The sequence below is a fragment of the Micromonospora sp. LOL_015 genome (assembly GCF_048060275.1).
In the GTDB taxonomy this organism is placed as follows: Bacteria; Actinomycetota; Actinomycetes; order Mycobacteriales; family Micromonosporaceae; genus Micromonospora_E.
In genome coordinates this window covers 86,997-105,424 of record NZ_JBHMIO010000010.1, presented here as the reverse complement: position 1 = coordinate 105,424, position 18,428 = coordinate 86,997, and the positions used below count along the sequence as shown (strand labels likewise).

Below are 18,428 nucleotides of genomic sequence, written 5' to 3'. Positions count from 1 at the left end.
CCCCGCATTGAGTTGTCCCCGGCCGGCTCACGCCGGCCGCGGTACTGCTGGTCGGTCCCCGGCCGGGGACGGGTGGTGCGCCCGCCCCGGCGGTTACCGGGTCGTCGTCCGTGGGCCGGTGGCCGGCCGGCCACCGGCCCACGGACCGGTCAGCTCGCCGGGTTGAACATCCGGTCCCGGCTGAACTCACCGAAGAACACCGTGTCGTGGTAGTACGCCGGCAGCTTGTACTCCGACTCCAGCGATTCGTCGTACTTGTAGATCGGGCCACCCATCGGACCGACACCGCCGGTGCCGATCACCGGCCACTGGAAGTCACAGCTGCCGACCGGGTCGACCAGGTAGCTGTCCCGGCAAGTGGTGGTGGCGTTGAACGTGTACCAGAACTGCGGCTGCTCGACCGGCGGCAGCACGCTCAGAGCGGTGTTGCGCGGCGAGTCGTTGATCGGCGCGGCGCAGTTGAACGGCTCGCCCGAGGTTCCCGTCTCGAAGTCGTAGTCGATGTACGGCAGAGTCGGCGAGTAGCAGTACGGCCAGCCGTAATTGCCTGCGGTCTTGGTCGCGAACCACCGGCCGGTGCCCTCCGGGCCCCGCTGCGGGTCCGGGTTGCGCGAGTCCGGCGAGTAGTCACCGATGTAGACGAAGCCACGGTCGTCGACGTCGAACCGGAAGGGGTTGCGCAGGCCCATCAGGAAGATCTCCGGACGGGTCTTGTCATCGACGTCCTGCGACTCCCGGAACAGGTTGCCGGCCGGGATGCTGTAGCTACCGTCGTCCTTGACGCGGATCCGCAGCACCTTGCCCCGCAGATCGTTGGTGTTGGCCGAGGAGCGCGCGGCATCGTAGGCCGGCCCCCGGGTCGCCGACCGGTTGATCGGGGTGTAGCCGTCCGAGCCACTGGCGTTGGTGTCGTCGCCGGTGACGAGGTAGAGCAGGCCCCGGCCGTCGAACTTGACCTCGCCGGCCACGTGGCAGCAGGCGCCCCGGTCGGTGTCGACCTTGAGGATCTCCTGCTCGGTCGACATGTCCAGGTGCGGGGTCGGCTCCTCGACGAACTTGACCCGGGAGAGCAGGTTGTAGCCCTTGAAGGGCTCCCAGACGCTCGGGTCGTCACTGTTGGCCGGTGCGTCGCCCTCGTTGACGCCCGGGGTGGCCGGGTCGTCCACCGGAGTGTCCAGCGGTGGCGCGTAGTAGAGATAGACCCACTTGTTCTCGGCGAAGTTGGGGTCGAGGGTCACCGACTGCAGGCCGTCTTCGTCGTGCTGGTAGACGTCCAGGTTGTTGATGACCGGGCTGGCCCCCGACGACGGGTCGTACAGACGGATCTCACCGGCGCGGGTGTTGTGCAGCACCCGGCCGTCGGGCAGCACCGCGAGAGTCATCGGCTCACCGGGCTGGTCGTTGAGAACGACGCGCTCGTAGTTGGACTCGACGGTCGCGCCGCAGTCACCCTCGGCGATGCCCGCAGCCCATTCGATGCCACCGAGCAGGTGCTTGCGGACCGCCCCGATGGTGAAGGTGTCCGCCGAGGCGCCGAGACCGGTGTACCAGGACCGGCCGCCCTGGTAGTCCTGGCACCAGGAGATCGGGTGGTCGGCGCCCATGCTGCTGCCGTCCAGCGACGTCGGGTCGACGCTGGCCAGCACGTGCTGCACACCCCGGACGTTGCCGGTGTAGTTGAGGTACTCGTCCTCGACGATCACTTCGCGGGGCATCGTGGCCGTGGACGGGTGGTAGCGGTCGACGACGTCGATGACACCGGCACCGCTGGCGCTGGTGCCGGTCGAGGTGGTGCCTACCAGGCCACGGTAGAAGGCCCAGTCCGGCTCGGCGTCCACCGCGAGGTGCACGCCGAGGTAGCCACCGCCGGCCTTGACGTAGTCCTCGAACGCTTCCTGCTGCGCGTCGTCGAGCACGTCACCGGTGTTGTTGATGAACACCACTGCCGCGTAGTTGGCGAGGTTCGCACTGGTGAAGCTGGTCCCGTTGCGGGACACGTCGATCGTGAAGCCGTTGTTCTTGCCGAGGGTACGGATGGCGTTGACACCCTTGGCGGTCGACGGCTGGGCCGCCTCCTCGCTGTGGGTGGAGACCAGCACCTGGTAGTCGTCGTGGTGCTCGTGGCCGTCGTGGGCGACCGCTGGCGCGGTGGTGATCATGGGTGCGGCGAGTGCGGCACCCGCGGCGACGGCAAGCCATCGCCGGGCGGATCTACTCATCAGTCGTTCCTCCGGGGGTTCGGGAGGCTCATGCCTGACCGTGGGCACTGATTCCGTTGCGGACGGACAGTTACGGTTGGTGCCTCACCCCTGGCGCGGTGCCACGTCCGCCAGAGTCTTCTGGTACGCCCTGCCGGCCGTCCGGCGTGACCGGGGAATCCCGATCCGGTCACGCCGGACGAGCCGTCCTCGTACCCGCGGATCACCCGGCACGGGGCGCAACCGCGCCGGGCGACCCTCGCCCACGGGACGAGGAGTCTCGGTTTCCAGACCTTGCCACGAAGGTCGGGCCGCTCAGGCCGGTGCCGTGGTCTTCACCGAGTCCACGGTGACCCATTCGCCGAGCCCGGCCGACTGCTCCACCGCGGCCAGCGCCTGCTGGACCTGGAGTGCGTCGTCGAAGGACGGTGTCGGGTCGTCTCCGGCCGCCAGCGCCGCGACGAAGTCACGGGCCTGGTGGGTGAAGGAGTGCTCGTACCCGATGCCGTGGCCGGGCGGCCACCAGGCGGACAGGTACGGGTGCTCCGGTTCGGTCACGATGATGCGGGTGAAGCCCTGCTCGGCCGCGGGCCGGGTGGCGTCGAAGAACTCCAGTTCGTTCATCCGCTCGAAGTCGAACGCGACCGACCCGAGCGAGCCGTTGATCTCGATCCGCAACCCGTTCTTGCGTCCGGTGGCGAAGCGGGTCGCCTCGTAGCTGGCCACCGCCCCACCGTCGAGCCGGGCCATGAACAGCGCGGCGTCGTCGACGGTGACCTCGCCGGTGGCCGGTTCGGCGTCGTCTGCGGACCCGCCGCCGGCCGAAGCGGTCAGCCCGCTGGAACCGGCTGGCAGCGGCCGCCGCTTGACGAACGTCTCGGTCAGCCCGCTCACCCGGGCGATCCGTTGGCCCGTTACGAACTGGGTGGCGTCGATGATGTGCGCACCGATGTCACCCAGCGCCCCGGAACCCGCCTTGTCCTTGCGCAACCGCCAGACCAACGGAAACTCCGGATCGAGGATCCAGTCCTGCAGGTACACCGCCCGCACGTGCCGGATCGTTCCAATCCGGCCGTCGGCGACGAGTTGACGCATCAACGTCACCGCCGGCACCCGCCGGTAGTTGAATCCGCACATCGACCGGACGCCGCCGGCCCGGGCGGCCCGAGCCGCGTCGGCCATCTGCTGCGCCTCGGCCACCGTGTTGGCCAGTGGCTTCTCGCAGAGCACGTGCTTGCCGGCGGCGAGTGCCGCGATGGCGATCTCGGCGTGGCTGTCACCCGGCGTACAGATGTCGACCACGTCGATGTCGTCCCGGGCGATCAGCGCCCGCCAGTCGGTGGTGTACGACTCCCAGCCGAGTTGGTCGGCGGCCTCGGCCACCTTGGACTCGTCCCGGCCGCACACTGCGGTCATCCGGACCCGCGCCGGCAGATCGTAGACCCGGTTCACGGTACGCCAGGCCTGCGAGTGCGCGGCGCCCATGAACGCGTAGCCGACCATGCCGACCCGCAGTTCGTTGTGTTCAGCGGACAAGGTAAGCCTCCCCGAAAAGGTCAGAACCCGAGCGGCAGGTACTCGCTCGCGTTCTCCTTGGTGATGGTCTCCGAGGCCAGGATGATCTCCTTGGGCACCTGCAGCTCGACCAGGTCGGACATGCCCCGGCCCTGTGCGATCAGGCGGGCGAGCGAGATCGCCGAGGAGGCCATCGACGGGCTGTAGGTGACGGTCGCCTTCAGCACGCTGTCGTCGGCCTGGATCGCCTCCATCGCCGCCCGCGAACCGGCACCGCCGACCATGATGAACTCCGACCGGTTGGCCTGGCTGATCGCGGCCAGTACCCCGATGCCCTGGTCGTCGTCGTGGTTCCAGATGGCGTCGATCTCCGGCAGGGCCTGCAGCAGGTTGGCCGCCTCGCGCTGGCCGGAGTCGGCGGTGAACTCGGCCGCCCGCCGGTTGGCGACGGTGAAGCCGTGTGCCTCGAGGGCGTCCTTGAAACCGGCGGACCGCTCCTGGGTCAACTCCAGCGCGTCGATCCCGGCGATCTCGGCGATCACCGGGTTGGCGATGCCCTTCTCCTGCATCTGAGCGGCGATGTAGTTGCCCGCCGACACGCCCATGCCGTAGTTGTCGCCCTTGATCTGAGTACGGTAGGCGAGCGCCTGGGTGAACGCCCGGTCCAGGTTGACCACCGGGATGCCGGCCTCCATGGCCTGCAGACCGCTGGCGGTGAGCTCAGCTCCGTCGTGCGGCAGCATCACGATGACGTCCGGACTCTGCGAGATCAGCGTGTCCAACGCGGCCCGCTGAGCGGCAGCGTCGGCACCTGCCTCGACGGTGAGGAACTCGACGTCCGAGTACGCCTCAGCCTGGGCCCGGGCGTTGTTGGTGATCGCCGCGAGCCAGCCGTGGTCGGCCGCCGGGGCGGAGAAGCCGATGGTGACGGTCTCACCGGGCTCGGAGTTGGGGTTGCCCTGGTTGGCTGCCTGCGTCTGGGTGTTGGTCGGGGCGGCTTCGTTGCTGGTGCACGCGCTCAGCAGTACACCGGCACCGACTGCGGCACCACCGGCGAGCAGCCGACGGCGGGACATGTCACCGGCGGCGGCACCGCGCGCGCCGAACAGTGTCCGGCGGGAGAAAGCGGTCATGACGACCTCCTGGATCGCAATGGCGAGGGGTTACCGGGGTGTGCGGGGCCTGGCGACCGTCGGAAGTCGACGGCCACCGGGCGGTGGACGGGTGTGTCAGGTGGGAGTCAGACGGTTCTTCGGTTGAAGAGCTGACTGAGGGAGTTGAACCGGAACTGCTGGATGAGAACGGCCACCACGATGATCCCGCCCTTGATCATGTTCTGGGATTCGGTGGATAGTCCGTTGATGGCGAACAGGTTGGTGATGGTGGAGAAGACCAGCACCCCGAACAGGGCGCCGATGATGGTGCCGCGACCGCCGGTGAGCAGCGTGCCGCCGATGATCGCCGCGGCGATCGCGTCAAGCTCGTACAGGTTGGCCATAGCGGCCTGGGCCGAGTTGGCCTGCGCGGTCAGCATGATCGCGCCGATGCCGCAGCACAGCCCGGACAGTCCGTAGATGAGCAGCGTGTGCCACCGGACGTTGATCCCGGCGAGCCGGGCTGCTTCGGCGTTGCCGCCGATGGCGACGGTGCGTCGGCCGAAGGTGGTGCGGTTGAGCAGCACCCAGCCGGCGGCGACCACCCCGGCGAGGATGACGACCAGCAACGGGATTCCGAGGATCCGCTGGGTGGCCATTCCGTTGATCACCGACGAGGTGGAGACCTGGGTCTGCTTGCCGGAGATGAGCGCGGCCAGCCCTCGCGCAGCCACCATCATCGCCAAGGTGGCGATGAACGGCACCAGCCGGCCGTACGAGATCAGCACTCCGTTGACCAGCCCGACGCACATCCCGACCACGACAGCGGTGAAGATCATGCCGCCGGGGCCGAAACTCTGGGTCGCTACCGTGGTGGCCCATACCCCGGCCAGCGCCATGATCGCGCCGACCGACAGGTCGATGCCGCCGGCGATGATCACGAATGTCATACCGACGGTGACCACGCCGATCGCGGAGGCCTGCTGCAAAATGGTGAAGATGTTGTTGCGGACCCAGGTAGGGTCACTGTATAGGTCGGGCCGGGTGGCAGCACCGATGACGACCAGAATAACGAGGACGCCGACCAGCCACAGGTTGCGGCGGGCGTACTCGCTGGCGTCGGAACGCCACCAGCTCTGCCGGGATGGTTCGTCCGCGCCGTGCGCCGGCGGCGCTGCCGGCTTCTCCTTACCGGGTACGGTCGCCGTGGCCTCTTCCGCGGTCACAGTCCTACTCCTTCGTTTACCGGCTGGCCGCTGGCCAACCGGTCGGGTCGCCCGGTCACGCCGTGGCACTTTCCTTCGCCGACCCCGACATGACGAGATCGAGCACGGTTTCCTCATCGATCTCACCGGCCGGGGCGTGGTGGACGACGCGTCCTTCCCGCATCACCAGCACCCGGTCAGCCAGCCCCAGTACCTCGGGCACCTCGCTGGAGACCAGCAGGACGCCCACGCCCTGCGCGGCGAGGTCGTGGATTACCTGGTACAGCTCGGCCCGGGCACCGACGTCGACGCCCCGGGTCGGCTCGTCGAGCAGCAGCAGCCGGGTGTCACCGAGCAGCCACCGGCCGACCACCACCTTCTGCTGGTTGCCGCCGGAGAGCTGGCGCACCGGACGATGCACACCCCGGGGACGCAGCTCCAGCGAGCCGGCCACCCGTTCGGCGGCGCTGACCTCCCGGCCGGCGTCGGTGAACCCAACCCGGGCGAGGCGACCGAAGGTGGCCAGCGTGATGTTGCGGAAGATCGGTTCGCCCAGCAGCAGCGCCTGGCTCTTGCGTTCCTCCGGCGCCATGCCCATGCCGGCCCGCACTGCGGCACCGACGCTGCCGGCCCGTACCGGTTTGCCGGCCATCGTGACCCTGCCGGTGTCGGCGGTCCGGGCTCCGAAGATCGTCTCCAGCAGTTCCGAACGACCCGCACCGACCAGACCGGCGATGCCGACGATCTCCCCCCGTGCGACAGTCAGTGAGACGTCGCTGAACTCCCCCGCGCGGCCGAGCCGGGACACCTCCAGCAGCTGCTCCCCGTGCGGGTTGGGCTCCCGCTGTGGGAACACGTACTCGATCGACCGGCCGGTCATCCGGCTGACCAGTTCCTTGGTCGGGGTGGTCTGGGCCGGCAGGTTCTGCGCGGTGGTCCGGCCGTCCTTGAGTACGGTGACCCGGTCACCGATCTCGCGGATCTCTTCCAACCGGTGCGAGATGTAGATGACCGCGATGCCCTGAGCGGTCAGTTCGCGAATGATCCGGAACAGGTTCTCGACCTCGTCGTGGGCGAGCACCGCGCTCGGCTCGTCCATGATGATCAGCTTGGCCTGGTGGGACAGTGCCCGGGCCATGCTGACCACCTGCTTGCCGGCCGCCGGAAGCGATCGGACCAGCCCGCGGGGTCGGATCTCGGCGTGGCCGAGTCGGCCCAGGATGTCGCGGGTGCGTCGAGCCATCGCCGACCGACGGACGAAGCCCGCGGTCCGCGGCTCGTGGCCGAGGAAGGCATTCTCCGCCACGGAGAGGTCGTCGACCAGGTCGAGTTCCTGGTAGATGGTGGCGATGCCGGCCCGCATCGCGGCCTGCGGATTGGCGAACCGGACCGGTCGGCCCTGCCATTCGACCCGCCCCGAGTCGGGGCGGTGCACGCCGGCCAGCACCTTGATCAGGGTCGACTTGCCGGCCCCGTTCTGGCCGAGCAGGCAGTGCACCTCCCCGGCACGTACCTCGAGCTGCACCCCGTCCAGCGCGCGTACCCCGGGGAAGGTCTTCACGACATCGGTCAGCCGCAGCACCACGTCGCCGCCGGCAGCCACGGCCGGGGTGCCGCCGGGCTCGTCAACCGGCGCGGCGCCGGTGGCCTCGGGGGCGCTCACGACGCCTGCTCGAAGGCGACGTCGCTGGCCAGCACGGAGGCGCCGGTCACGCCGGCCCGCGAGCCCAGCTCGGACAGCACGACAGGCAGGTTGCCGGTGGCCAGCGGCAGCGACCGCCGGTAGACCACGCTGCGGATCTCGGCCAGCAGGATGTGCCCGAGGTGGGCCAGACCACCACCGATCACGATCATCGACGGGTTGGCGAAACTGACCAGACCGGCGAGGACGCCGCCGAGCCGTCGGCCGCCGTCGCGGATCAGCCGGATGCAGGTGACGTCGCCTTCCATGGCGCACTCGGCAACGTCACGCGCGGTGAGCTCGGCCCGCTGGGTGAGCCGCTCGGCCAGCGCCGGAGAGGTGCCGGCCCGGGCGGCGGCGGCCGCCTCCTTGGCCAGCGCCGCACCGCTGAACAGCGCCTCCAGACATCCGGCGTTGCCGCAGGAGCACATCGGACCGTGCGAGTCGACCTGGATGTGGCCGATGTCGCCGGCGCAGCCGTCGATCCCCCGGTAGACCTGGCCCGCGAGGTAGATGCCGCAGCCGACGCCGGTGCCGAGCTTGACGAACAGGAAGTCGTCGACCGAGTGGGCCACGCCGCCGTGCCGTTCCCCGATGGCCATGATGTTCACGTCGTTGTCCACCACCGCCGGGCAGCCGTGCTCCCGGGCGAGCAGCTCGCGGACCGGGAACCGGTCCCAGCCCGGCATGATCGGCGGGGAGACCGGCACTCCGTCGCGGTAGCTGACCGGCCCGGGTACCCCGATGCCGATACCGTCGAGGCGCTCGTGCACCCCTTCGACCCGGGCCTTGGCGAGCAGCTCGTTGATTCGGTGCAGGATGACCTTTGGCCCCTGCCGGATGTCGGCGGGTTCGGTGTACGCGGCCACCGGCTCCAGCCGGCCGTTGGTGATCTCCACGTCGACCGAGCTGGCGCCCAGGTCGATCGCGGCGAACCGCAGGTCCGGGTTGAGCTCGACCAGGGTTGAGCGGCGGCCGCCCCGTGAGGCGGCCATCCCTGCTTCGGTCACGAAGCCGGAGGCGACCAGCCGCTCCAACTCGGACAGCAGGCGAGGGCGGGGAATCTCCAGCTGGTCGGCGAGCTCGGCCCGGGAGACCGGTCCGTTGTCCCGCAGCAGTCGCAGCAGCTGGAGGTGCAGAGGATCCGCCGTACGCATGGGGTCCACCTCCGACAGTGAGTAACACCGAGGCGACCTCGGCGTGTCGTGACCGAAACACTAAGAGTCTTCTCAGTCTCGTGTCCAGAGTTTCGGTCTACTGAAGCAAAACTTTTTCTGATCGTGACAGAAGTTGGTGGCACCTACCCGAACCGAAGTTAACCTGGCCCGATGTATCTGGTTCAGGGCACGAGGGATCGACCGATCGGCCCTCGCGCAACGAGGGCGGAGCCCGGACACGCGGAACCGGGGTGCCGGCCGCCGCCGCGGCGGCGGCCGGCACCCCGGTCGGTTCACACGGTTGGATCAGTGGCCGCCGTGCCGGGTGACTGGCGACCGGTGGATCACTCGCTCTGGCTGTAGACGGTCAGTTCCGACATGTGCTGGTAGCTGCGCTCGGCGAACTCCAGCGACTGACCTGGGTTCTCCGATCCACCGGGAGCGGTGTCCTGCTCCCAGTTGGCGTGGTGGAAGTCGTAGTGCCCGATGGTCTGGAAGAACTGCTGGAAGTTGATGTCGCCGTCGCCCATCGGCGTCATCTCGTAGCCGTTGCTCAGCTCGGAGTTCTTGTTGCCGTCCTTGGCATGGAACAGCGGGAACCGCCGGGGCCGACGGGCCACGGTCAGGATCGGGTCGAACACCCGGGTCCGCTCCTTGCCGGCCGAGTTGATGAACGTGTGGTGCTTGTGCCGGGCGACGTAGCCCCAGTAAATGTCCATCTCGAAGTAGACGTACTTCGCGTCGGTCTTGGCCATGAAGTACTCGACCTTGCGGACACCGGACGAACGGGTCGGCCGTCCCTGCTCGTCCAGCGGGCCGGAGTCGAGCAGAAAGTTGTACGCAGCGTCATGGTTGTGGGTGTAGAGCCGCATCTTGCGTTCCCGGGCCTGCCGGCCGAGCTCGTTCCACAGGTCAGCGGCCTCGTTCCAGTCCGACTGGTAGTCGCTGCGGGTCGGGTCGCTGCCGGTGCCGATGTTCTTCATGCCGAGTTCCTCGGCGATGTCGAGCTCCTGCTGGAACGTCTCCGCATTGATCCTGGCGTGGGTGCCGTTTGCGACCAGGCCGTTGTCGTCCAGGATCTTGCGGATCTCGGTCGGCGTGATCTGCCGTCCGAGGATCTCCTCGCTCTGGGTGTAACCAGCGAACTCGACCTCCTTGTAACCGAGTTCCGCCAGGCGGGCCAGGACCCGCTCGAAGCCGTACGGCACGCCGCTGTCGTCCGGAGCGGCCCGGATGCGGTCCCGGACCGAGAAGAGGATGATGCCCCGGTTCTGCTCGGGGATCAGCGGGTCCACCGACCAGCCGTCCGGCCCGGGCCGGACGGCTGGTCTGCAGCACCGGCAGCCCGGCCGCACCGAGCACGGCAGCGGCACCGGCCGATGCGGCGAGGATGTTGCGGCGGGTGAGCGCCGGATTGGGTGGCGAGAGTTGCCCGTTGCGGCGTAGCACCTCGTCCATTCTGTCCACCTTTCTGCAGCGGCTCGCAGAGCCGCCGATGACGAGTGAGGAGGGTCGGGGTGTATGGAGCCGCACGCCGCCGAAACGCACGACCCCGGGGCGGAGAGGTTCGGATGGGTGGGTTCGGGTCGGTGCCGCGGTGGCGGGCACCGACCCCGAACCGCAGCTGTCTCCGCCATGCCCCTGGCGGGAGACAGCTCGGGCCTGGTGGCCCTGGTCGCGACCGGCGTTTACGACGCTGTGTCGCTGGTGTTACGTCTGGGGCAGACATCAGCCCCGGAGACCAGGGAAAGAATGACCCCGTCGAACTAAACTTTCAGGTGAACTACCGATGGCTTTGTCTTCCGCCAGCCAGAAGTCTGTACGACAGGACCCGGCAAGATCGATGACTGTCGCAGAAGGGTGCTTTAGGACGTCAGTTGCAGAGCAGCCGACCTACCCGACGCCCGGCGACGGTCAGCCCGAGCACCGTCACCCCGACCAGGTAGCCGACGTCGACCAACTGCGTCCACCCGACGGTGTCCACGGAGATCGCCCGGATCAGATGGACCGACCGGTACAGCGGGGTCAGCTCGACCAGCCAACGCAGCACCGACGGGTACGCCTCCGCCGGCACGAACGTCCCGGAGAACAGGAAGACCGCGAACTGGGCCGAGCCCATCAAGTCGAAGTCCTGCCAGCTACGCATGTAGGTGGACAGCGCCATGCCGAGCCCACCGAAGGCGAACCCGACCAGTACCGCCGCCGGGAACGCCAGCAGCGCCCGCGGGACGGTCGTCAACCCCATCACGACCATCACCAGCAGGAAGGTCGCCGAATAGATACTGCCCCGCGCCATCGCCCAGCCGAGCTCGCCGAAGGCCAACTCGGTCGGACGGACCGGGGTGGCCAGGATCCCGTCGTAGAGCTTGACGAACTTCATCTTGGCGAAGAAGTTGAAAGTCGTTTCCGACAACGCGCCGGTCATCGCCGAGGCGGCGAGCATCGCCGGCGCGACGAACGCGGCGTACCCGATGACGGCCCCGCTGCCCGGCAGGGCGATGTCCCCGATCAGCCGGCCCACGCCGACACCGATCGAGAACAGGTAGAGCAACGGCTCGACCACCCCGGAGATCATCACCACCCAGTACGCGGACTTCAGGGCGGCCGCGTTGCGCTCCATCACCGACCCGGCCCGCCGCACGGCCGCGCCGACCCCGAGCACCTGCGGCAGGACGAGGGTCACCACCGTTTGCCTCCTCTAGTGGATCAGACGCTCTCTAGTGGATCAGACGCTCTCTAGTGGATCAGACGCCTGCGGAACCGGGTGACGGCCAGCCACCATCCGGCCGCCACCCAGAGGCTCAGGTAGCCGAGATGTCCGGGGACGGACCAGGCGGGCGTGGTGCCGAGCGAGGCCGCCCGGCACAGGTCGACCCCGTGCCAGAGCGGCGACAGGTAAGCCAGCCAGCGCACTGTCACCGGCAGCGACTCCACCGGAAAGAACACTCCGGCGAACAGGGTCATCGGGATGACCGCGAACCGGAACACGATGACCATGTAGCTGTCGCTGCGGATGGTGGCCGCGAAGGCGGCCACCGGCAGGGCGACGGCCGCTGCCAGCAGCACGGCCACCGGCAGGGTCAGCACCGCCCAACCTGAATGCAGCGCACCGAACGCGGCGGCCACCGCGAGGAAGGCCACGGCACTGGCCAGCACCCGCAGCAGGACGAAGGCGAGCAACCCACCGACGATGTCGGCGATCCGTAGCGGAGCGGCTATCTGTGAGTAGTAGGTTCGTTGCCAGGTGAACCCGCCCAGCACCGGCCACGAGGACTGCCCGATGGCCACCTGCAACGCGGTGGAAGCGATCAGACCAGGGACGATCCAGTCGAGATAGCTGAACCCACCGACCCCCTGGTCAACGTAGGCTCCCACCCCCACACCGAAGCTGAGCACCGTCAACAGCGGCAGCAGGAACGACGAGAAGACCGACGACCGCCAGGTCCGCCGGTAGCCGGTCAGGTTCGCTTCCAGGACGCTCGACGCCGGCCCGAACCAGCTCCGGGCCCGCGCCCCGGTCGATCGCGCGGTTGTCGTGGCCGTCGGCGTCGCGCCAGTGTCTGTCCCGGACATCCGTCGTCGCCCTCCCCGTACCCGGTCCCCGGCCGATGTTGTACCGCCCGGGTACGACATCGTGGAAACGACGCCCCGGCCCGACCGCCCGGGATCTACCGGCCCGGCGTACTCTACGGCGACGGCGGGACATCCTCACCGGGATTTCCGTCTCCCGGGTCCGCCGCCCGGGATGGTCGCCAAGTTCTCGACGGTGGTCAGCAACAGCACCCGTTGCAGCGCCTGCCCAGCTGCCAACCACCGCCGCTCGGTGTCGCCCGTGGTGGACAGCACGAGAATGGCGGGTACGGCTCGAAGCGTTCGGTGAACTGGGTCAGACGCGGCGCTACCAGGCCGAAGTTTCGGCGACCCAACTGTCAGTGCGGCCCCGCCGTCAGTGCGGGCGGTTGCGCTCGATCGCCGGCGCCGCGACGCGCTCCGCCCAGTCGATTCGGCGCACCTCGTATTCGACCTCGCCGTGCTCGACGCCCTCAATCGGATCGTCCCACTGCAGGTGGAAGCAGCGGGCCAGGCGCAACCCGGCCGCTTCCATCACCCGCCGCGAGGCGACGTTGACCGCCATCGTCTCGGCGAAGACCCGGTCGACGGTCGGGTGGTCGAACGCCATCCGCAGCAGCGCTCGGGCACCCTCCGAGGCGTACCCCCGGCCCCAGGAGGCGCGCCGCAGTCGGTACCCGAGCTCCACCTCGGTGATCGCCAGCCGACCACCCCGGCCGTTGACCACACCGCTGGCGGGACCGACACCGGCCGGACCGGCGGCGGCCGGCTTCAGCGCGAACCAGCCGATGAAGGCGCCGCTGGAGCGCTCGATGGCGGCCCACTTGCCAAAGCCCGGAAAGCGAAGATAGTCACGCAGGATCGCAGGCAGGACCTCGCGGCGTACGGTTTCGGCCGGGGTCGGTCTGCCTCCGGTGAGGTACCGCATCACCTCGGGGTCACTGTCCAGCTCGACGAGCAGTGGCAGGTCGTCGATGGTGAAGCGGCGTAGTGACAGCCGGTCGGTCTGCGCGATCATCCCCGGCCGATTCTAGTCGATCAGGGTCCGGCCGGTGAGATGCAGGAAGACGTCCTCCAGACCGCTGCGCCGGATCAACGCGCTGGTCGGCGCCAGCCCACGGCGGTGCACCTCGTTGAGCGCCCCGTCGCCGTCGCCGGTGTAGAGCAGGATCCGGTCCGGCAGCGCCTCGGTCCGTTCGGCGATTCCGCCCAGTTTGTCGGCGAAGCTGTCCTGGTCGTCGGTCGGGAACCGGAGTTCGACCACCTCCCGGGTGGAGTAGCGGGTGATCAGGTCCCGCGGCGAGCCCTCGGCGACGATCCGACCGCCGTCCATCACCACCAGTCGGTCGCAGAGCTGCTCGGCCTCGTCCATGTAGTGCGTGGTCAGCACCAGGGTGACACCCCGTTGCTTGAGCCGGAACAGCCGCTCCCACACCAGGTGCCGGGCCTGCGGGTCCAGCCCGGTGGTCGGCTCGTCGAGCAGCACGATGTCCGGCTCGTTGACCAGGGCACGGGCGATGGTGAGCCGGCGTTTCATGCCGCCGGACAGCGGCTCCACCTTGCTGCCCGCCCGGTCGCGCAACTGCACGAAATCGAGCAGTTCGTCGGCGCGTCGCCGGGCGACCGGGCGCGGGATCTGAAAGAAGCGGGCGTAACTGACCAGGTTCTCCCGTACCGTCAGGTCCTGGTCGAGGTTGTCCAGCTGCGGGCAGACGCCGAGCCGGGCCCGGATCGCCGGGCCGTCCCGCTGCGGATCCATCCCGAGGATGCGCAGGGTGCCGCCGCTGGGCGGGGAGACGCAGCCCACCATCCGCATGGTGGAGCTCTTGCCGGCGCCGTTCGGCCCCAGGAAGCCGAACGCCTCACCGGGCGCGACATCGACGTCGATGCCGGCGACCGCGGTGAACGCCCCGAACCGCTTGACCAGACCGCGTGCGTGGATGAGTGGCCCGCTACCCCGTTCAGTCACGGCCCCGACGCTACCGCGCGGCCCCGACAGGGACGCCAGCGAGTTTCGCAAGCAGGCACCTTCCGCCAGATCGGGGACAAAGTACTGTACGAGCATCTTGAAGTTTACGCTTTGATGCACTAAGTTTGCCATCCTGGCTCACTATTCCTGGGTCAGCGGGCGAGTTCGTCACCTCGCCCGATCCCTGCCCACGCCGGTCCGCTCCGCCCGCGTGTCCACCGGCCCTCCACGTCGGACGACGCCACGTGCCGGACCCAGGTGAAGGACAATGACCAACGTGTTGGGAGTGTGGCCGGAGAACACGCATCAGGCGCAGATCCTGCGCCTGCTCCGAGACGGCCCGTGCTCGCGCGCCGAACTCGGCGACGCGGTCGGCCTCTCCAGGTCGAAGGTGGCCACCGAGCTCGACCGGATGATCGACCGGGGTCTGGTGGAGACCGCCGGTCCGGCCGCGTCCCGCGGCGGTCGTCCGTCGTCGATCGTCCGGATCGCCGCCGCCACCCGCTTCCTCAGCATCGACATCGGCGCGAGCACTTTGGACGTGGCGCTCACCGACGGCGAACTGCAGGTCGTGGCCCGGCTGGCCGAGCGCACCGAGCTGCGTAAGGGTCCGACAGCGGTGATCGCGCAGGCCCTCGAACTGGTCACCAAACTGGCCGCCGACTCGGGCACCACGCGGTTCACCGGCGCCGGCATCGGGGTGCCCGGTCCGGTCAGTTTCCACGAAGGCGTGCCGGTCTCGCCACCGTTCATGCCGGGTTGGCACCGCTTTCCGGTACGGGAGATGTTCAGCACCGAACTCGGCTGCCCGGTGCTGGTCGACAACGACGTCAACATCATGGCGCTCGGTGAGAAACACGCCGGCATCGCCCGTTCGTTCGACGACTTCCTGTTCGTCAAGATCGGCGCCGGGATCGGCGCCGGGATAGTGGTCGGCGGGTACGTCTACCGGGGGGCCAACGGTTGCGCCGGCGACATCGGCCACACCGCTGTCGACGAGAACGGGCCGCAATGCCTCTGCGGCAACGTCGGCTGCCTGGAGGCGTACTTCAGCGGTGCGGCGCTGACCCGCGACGCGGTCGCCGCCGCCCGAGCCGGGCGTTCCGACCAGCTCGCCGAACAACTCGCCCGGATCGGCACGCTCACCGCGCTGGACGTCACCCGGGCGGCCGCCGCCGGCGACCCGGTCGCGGTCGGCATGGTCCGCGACGGTGGACGACGCGTCGGTCAGGTGCTGGCCCGACTGGTGAGCTTCTTCAACCCGGGGATGGTGGTGATCGGCGGCGGGCTCGCCGGAATGGGTCACGCGTTACTGGCCGAGATCCGAGGCGTCGTCTACCGCAGCTCACTGCCGCTGGCCACCGGCGACATGCCGATCGTCCTGTCCGAGCTGGGTGACCAGACCGGTCTGATCGGCGCTACCCGGATGATCAGCGACCACGTCTTCACCGCCAGCTGAGCCGACCTGCCCGACCCCGGGCGCATCCGCCACCGGACGGCTCCACCACCGCGGCCGGTCACGGCTGCTGCTCGACCGACGCCCGGGCCGCGGCCACCAATTCGGCGGTACGCTCGGGCAGCCAGGCCGCGTCGGTGTCGACGCCGGCGTCGTAGCGCACCGTCCAGCTCAGGCCGTCGATGCCGGACACCCGCCGGCCCACCACCCGAGCCCCACCACCATCCAGCTGGTGGTGCATGCTGTAGCCGACCGACCGGGTCACCCTGGTCCGGACCTGGTCCGGAACGTCTCCCGGGTCCGAGAGGTCGAACGAGATTGCCGGCCCGTCGGCGACCACGGTGTAACCGTCGTGCTCAGACACCGTCTCGGCCGGCGTGACGACCAGCGTCTCGCCCGACCAGACCGCCTTGTGCACCCGGTGCCAGCCGAGCCGGGTGGCCCGGCCCGGCAACCACAGGCCCCGGTTGGTGACGACCAGCGTGCCGGTCGCGGTCCCACTCCAGGCCAGCACCCGCTCGTCACGGTCCAGCGGCGGCCGCTGGTCGGCCGGCAGCCGCGCGCTACGCCGAAACAGACTCCACACCGTCACAACCCTCCCACGGCTTGTTCGCGCAACGCACGCGCATGCTGTTCCAGGGAGAACAGCTCTCCGGCCAGGGTCAGATACTCGTCCTGGTTGGTCACCGGATTGATCCGCTGCACCTTCGACTTCAGCTCCCTGATCCGGGTGGTGACCGCTCCCCACTGCAGGCGGGCCAGGGTCACCGAGACGTAGTACGGGTCCGCCTCCCGGTCGACGTGCAGCGGTTCGACTGCCAGCTCGGCGACCAACGCCCGGGCCGCGAGGTCGGCGCAGTTGTCCCGGACCCGCTCGATCCACACCGCTCCGGTGGTAGCGGCTGCGGCCCCGCCGGCCTGCGCCATCGCGTCCCGCAGCACGGCGTGTACCGGATGCTGGTAGACCTCCGCGCCGAGATTGTCGAACATCGGACCGGCGAGCACCGGCACCTGGAGCCCGAGCTTCAACGCCTCCCGTTCGACCAACGTCTGAGGATCGTCCGGCTCGTTGCGCGGCTTCGGCGCCGCCGGCTCAGGCACCGCCGCCCGGCCGCCAGCGGTCCGCTGCGGCCCGGCCGCCGCCGCAAGCACTGCCCGCTGCACCGGTTCGATTTCCATCCCGAGGTCGCCAGCGAGCTTGCGCACGTACTCCGGGCGTTTGTCCCGGTCCTTGAGCTTCGCCACCAGCGGCGCGGCCCGCCGCATCGCCTCCACCCGGCCATCGACGGTGTCCAGGTCGAACCGGCTCAGTACCTGCCGCAGCGCGAAGTCGACCAGCGGTTCCCGGCGCGCGACCAGGTCGCGCACCGCGAGGTCGCCCTTTGCCAGCCGCAGATCGCACGGATCCATGTTGTCCGGGCTGACCGCGATGAAGGTACGCCCGACGAAACGCTGATCCTCCTCGAACGCGCGCAGCGCCGCCTTCTGCCCGGCCGCGTCCCCGTCGAAGGTAAAGATGACCTCCCCGGCGACCGCCTCGGTGTCCATCAGCAGCCGGCGCAGTACGCCGATGTGGTCCGCGCCGAACGCGGTGCCGCAGGTGGCGACGGCGGTCGGCACCCCGGCCAGGTGGCAGGCCATCACGTCGGTGTAGCCCTCCACGATCACCGCCCTGCCCTGCCGGGCGATCTCCCGCTTCGCCTGGTCGATCCCGTACAGCACGTGAGACTTCTTGTAGATCGGGGTTTCCGGGGTGTTCAGGTACTTTGGTCCGTCGTCGTCGTCGAAGAGCTTACGCGCGCCGAAGCCGATGACGTCGCCACCGAGCTCCCGGATCGGCCACAGCAGGCGGCGCCGGAAGCGGTCGATCAACGAGCCGGACCGGGCCTGGCGGGCCAGCCCAGCGGTGATCAGCTCCTGGGCGGTGTAGCCCCGCTGGCGCAGATGCCGGGTCAACTCGTCCCACGCGTCCGGGGCGAACCCGCACGCGTACCGCTCGGCGGTCGCCCGGTCGAACCCACGGCGGGCGAGGAACTCGCGGGCCGGCCGGGCCGCCGGGTCGGTCAGCCGGTCGACGTAGAACTCGACCGCGGCGGCGTGTGCCGCGGTCAGTCGTTGCCGCTGACCGGTCTGCTGGCGGACCGGCGCGGGACCGGCCTCGATGTAGCGCAGCTGGATCCCGGCACGGGCAGCGAGCCGCTCCACCGACTCGACGAAGGTGAGATGCTCGGCCTCCATCAGGAAGGTGATCGCGTCCCCACCCTTGCCACAACCGTGACAGAAGTACACGTTCCGGCCAGGTGCCACGGTGAACGACGGCGTCTTCTCGTCGTGGAAGGGGCAGAGCCCCTTGAGGTTGCCGCCACCGGCCGACTTGAGTGTGACGCTCTCCGAGATGATGTCGGCGATCGACGTACGCTCCCGCACCAGCGAGATGTCCTCGTCCCGGATCCGACCAGCCATGCTCTGCCGCCCTCCTTCGAGGTACATCCTGCCCTGCCGCCACCATCACCGACGGTGCGGGTGCCGAGAGCCGGGAGCCGGCACCCCACCGGCCGCAGCGGACCCCCGAACCCCACCCTG

The 18,428-nt window shown here is 69.3% G+C and carries 14 protein-coding genes; 1 reads left to right on the top strand and 13 read right to left on the bottom strand.

Translation table 11 applies throughout. The features are described 5' to 3' along the window. Nucleotides 1-149: 149 nt before the first annotated feature. The 11 genes from ACFHWU_RS11865 to ACFHWU_RS11815 all read right to left on the bottom strand — a co-directional run bounded on the left by ACFHWU_RS11865 (nt 150) and on the right by ACFHWU_RS11815 (nt 14,389). The gene (locus tag ACFHWU_RS11865) at nt 150-2,219 is read right to left on the bottom strand and encodes a ThuA domain-containing protein (RefSeq protein ID WP_416590567.1); all 2,070 of its coding nucleotides are present in this window, start codon (nt 2,217-2,219) and stop codon (nt 150-152) included. A gap of 294 nt (nt 2,220-2,513) precedes the next feature. After that, a complete protein-coding gene (locus tag ACFHWU_RS11860; RefSeq protein WP_416554576.1) occupies nt 2,514-3,701 on the bottom strand; it encodes a Gfo/Idh/MocA family protein in 1,188 nt (395 codons plus the stop codon). A 53-nt stretch (nt 3,702-3,754) separates the two neighbouring features. Further along, nucleotides 3,755-4,846, bottom strand: a complete 1,092-nt coding sequence (locus ACFHWU_RS11855; protein ID WP_416554470.1) for a substrate-binding domain-containing protein — start codon at nt 4,844-4,846, stop codon at nt 3,755-3,757. A gap of 107 nt (nt 4,847-4,953) precedes the next feature. Continuing rightward, on the bottom strand, nt 4,954-6,033 hold the full coding sequence (locus tag ACFHWU_RS11850; protein ID WP_416590566.1) for an ABC transporter permease: 1,080 nt from the start codon (nt 6,031-6,033) through the stop codon (nt 4,954-4,956). A gap of 55 nt (nt 6,034-6,088) precedes the next feature. After that, nucleotides 6,089-7,597 (bottom strand): sugar ABC transporter ATP-binding protein, encoded by a 1,509-nt coding sequence (locus tag ACFHWU_RS11845; protein ID WP_416590581.1) that lies wholly within the window; start codon nt 7,595-7,597, stop codon nt 6,089-6,091. Nucleotides 7,598-7,671: 74 nt separating this feature from the next. Further along, nucleotides 7,672-8,850: an ROK family protein gene (locus tag ACFHWU_RS11840; RefSeq protein ID WP_123602931.1), complete on the bottom strand. Its 1,179-nt coding sequence runs from the start codon at nt 8,848-8,850 to the stop codon at nt 7,672-7,674. A gap of 344 nt (nt 8,851-9,194) precedes the next feature. Continuing rightward, nucleotides 9,195-10,145, bottom strand: coding sequence for a sugar phosphate isomerase/epimerase family protein (locus tag ACFHWU_RS11835; RefSeq protein WP_416590565.1), 951 nt, complete (start codon nt 10,143-10,145; stop codon nt 9,195-9,197). A 578-nt stretch (nt 10,146-10,723) separates the two neighbouring features. Continuing rightward, entirely contained in the window at nt 10,724-11,536 is an 813-nt protein-coding gene (locus ACFHWU_RS11830; protein ID WP_416554463.1) for an ABC transporter permease, read from the bottom strand. 50 nt (nt 11,537-11,586) lie between these two features. Next, nucleotides 11,587-12,423 (bottom strand): ABC transporter permease, encoded by an 837-nt coding sequence (locus ACFHWU_RS11825; protein WP_416590564.1) that lies wholly within the window; start codon nt 12,421-12,423, stop codon nt 11,587-11,589. Between the two features lie 373 nt (nt 12,424-12,796). Beyond that, on the bottom strand, nt 12,797-13,438 hold the full coding sequence (locus ACFHWU_RS11820; RefSeq protein ID WP_416554459.1) for a GNAT family N-acetyltransferase: 642 nt from the start codon (nt 13,436-13,438) through the stop codon (nt 12,797-12,799). A 12-nt stretch (nt 13,439-13,450) separates the two neighbouring features. Further along, complete coding sequence (locus tag ACFHWU_RS11815) at nt 13,451-14,389, bottom strand: ABC transporter ATP-binding protein (protein WP_416554457.1); 939 nt, start codon at nt 14,387-14,389, stop codon at nt 13,451-13,453. A gap of 268 nt (nt 14,390-14,657) precedes the next feature. Between ACFHWU_RS11815 and ACFHWU_RS11810 the strand changes: the two genes are divergently transcribed. Next, the gene (locus ACFHWU_RS11810) at nt 14,658-15,848 is read left to right on the top strand and encodes an ROK family transcriptional regulator (protein ID WP_416554454.1); all 1,191 of its coding nucleotides are present in this window, start codon (nt 14,658-14,660) and stop codon (nt 15,846-15,848) included. 58 nt (nt 15,849-15,906) lie between these two features. Here ACFHWU_RS11810 and ACFHWU_RS11805 read toward each other — a convergent pair whose 3' ends face one another. Then, complete coding sequence (locus ACFHWU_RS11805) at nt 15,907-16,431, bottom strand: hypothetical protein (protein ID WP_416568114.1); 525 nt, start codon at nt 16,429-16,431, stop codon at nt 15,907-15,909. Nucleotides 16,432-16,433: 2 nt separating this feature from the next. Further along, nucleotides 16,434-18,335 (bottom strand): DNA primase, encoded by a 1,902-nt coding sequence (gene dnaG, locus ACFHWU_RS11800; protein ID WP_416554450.1) that lies wholly within the window; start codon nt 18,333-18,335, stop codon nt 16,434-16,436. Nucleotides 18,336-18,428: the final 93 nt, after the last annotated feature.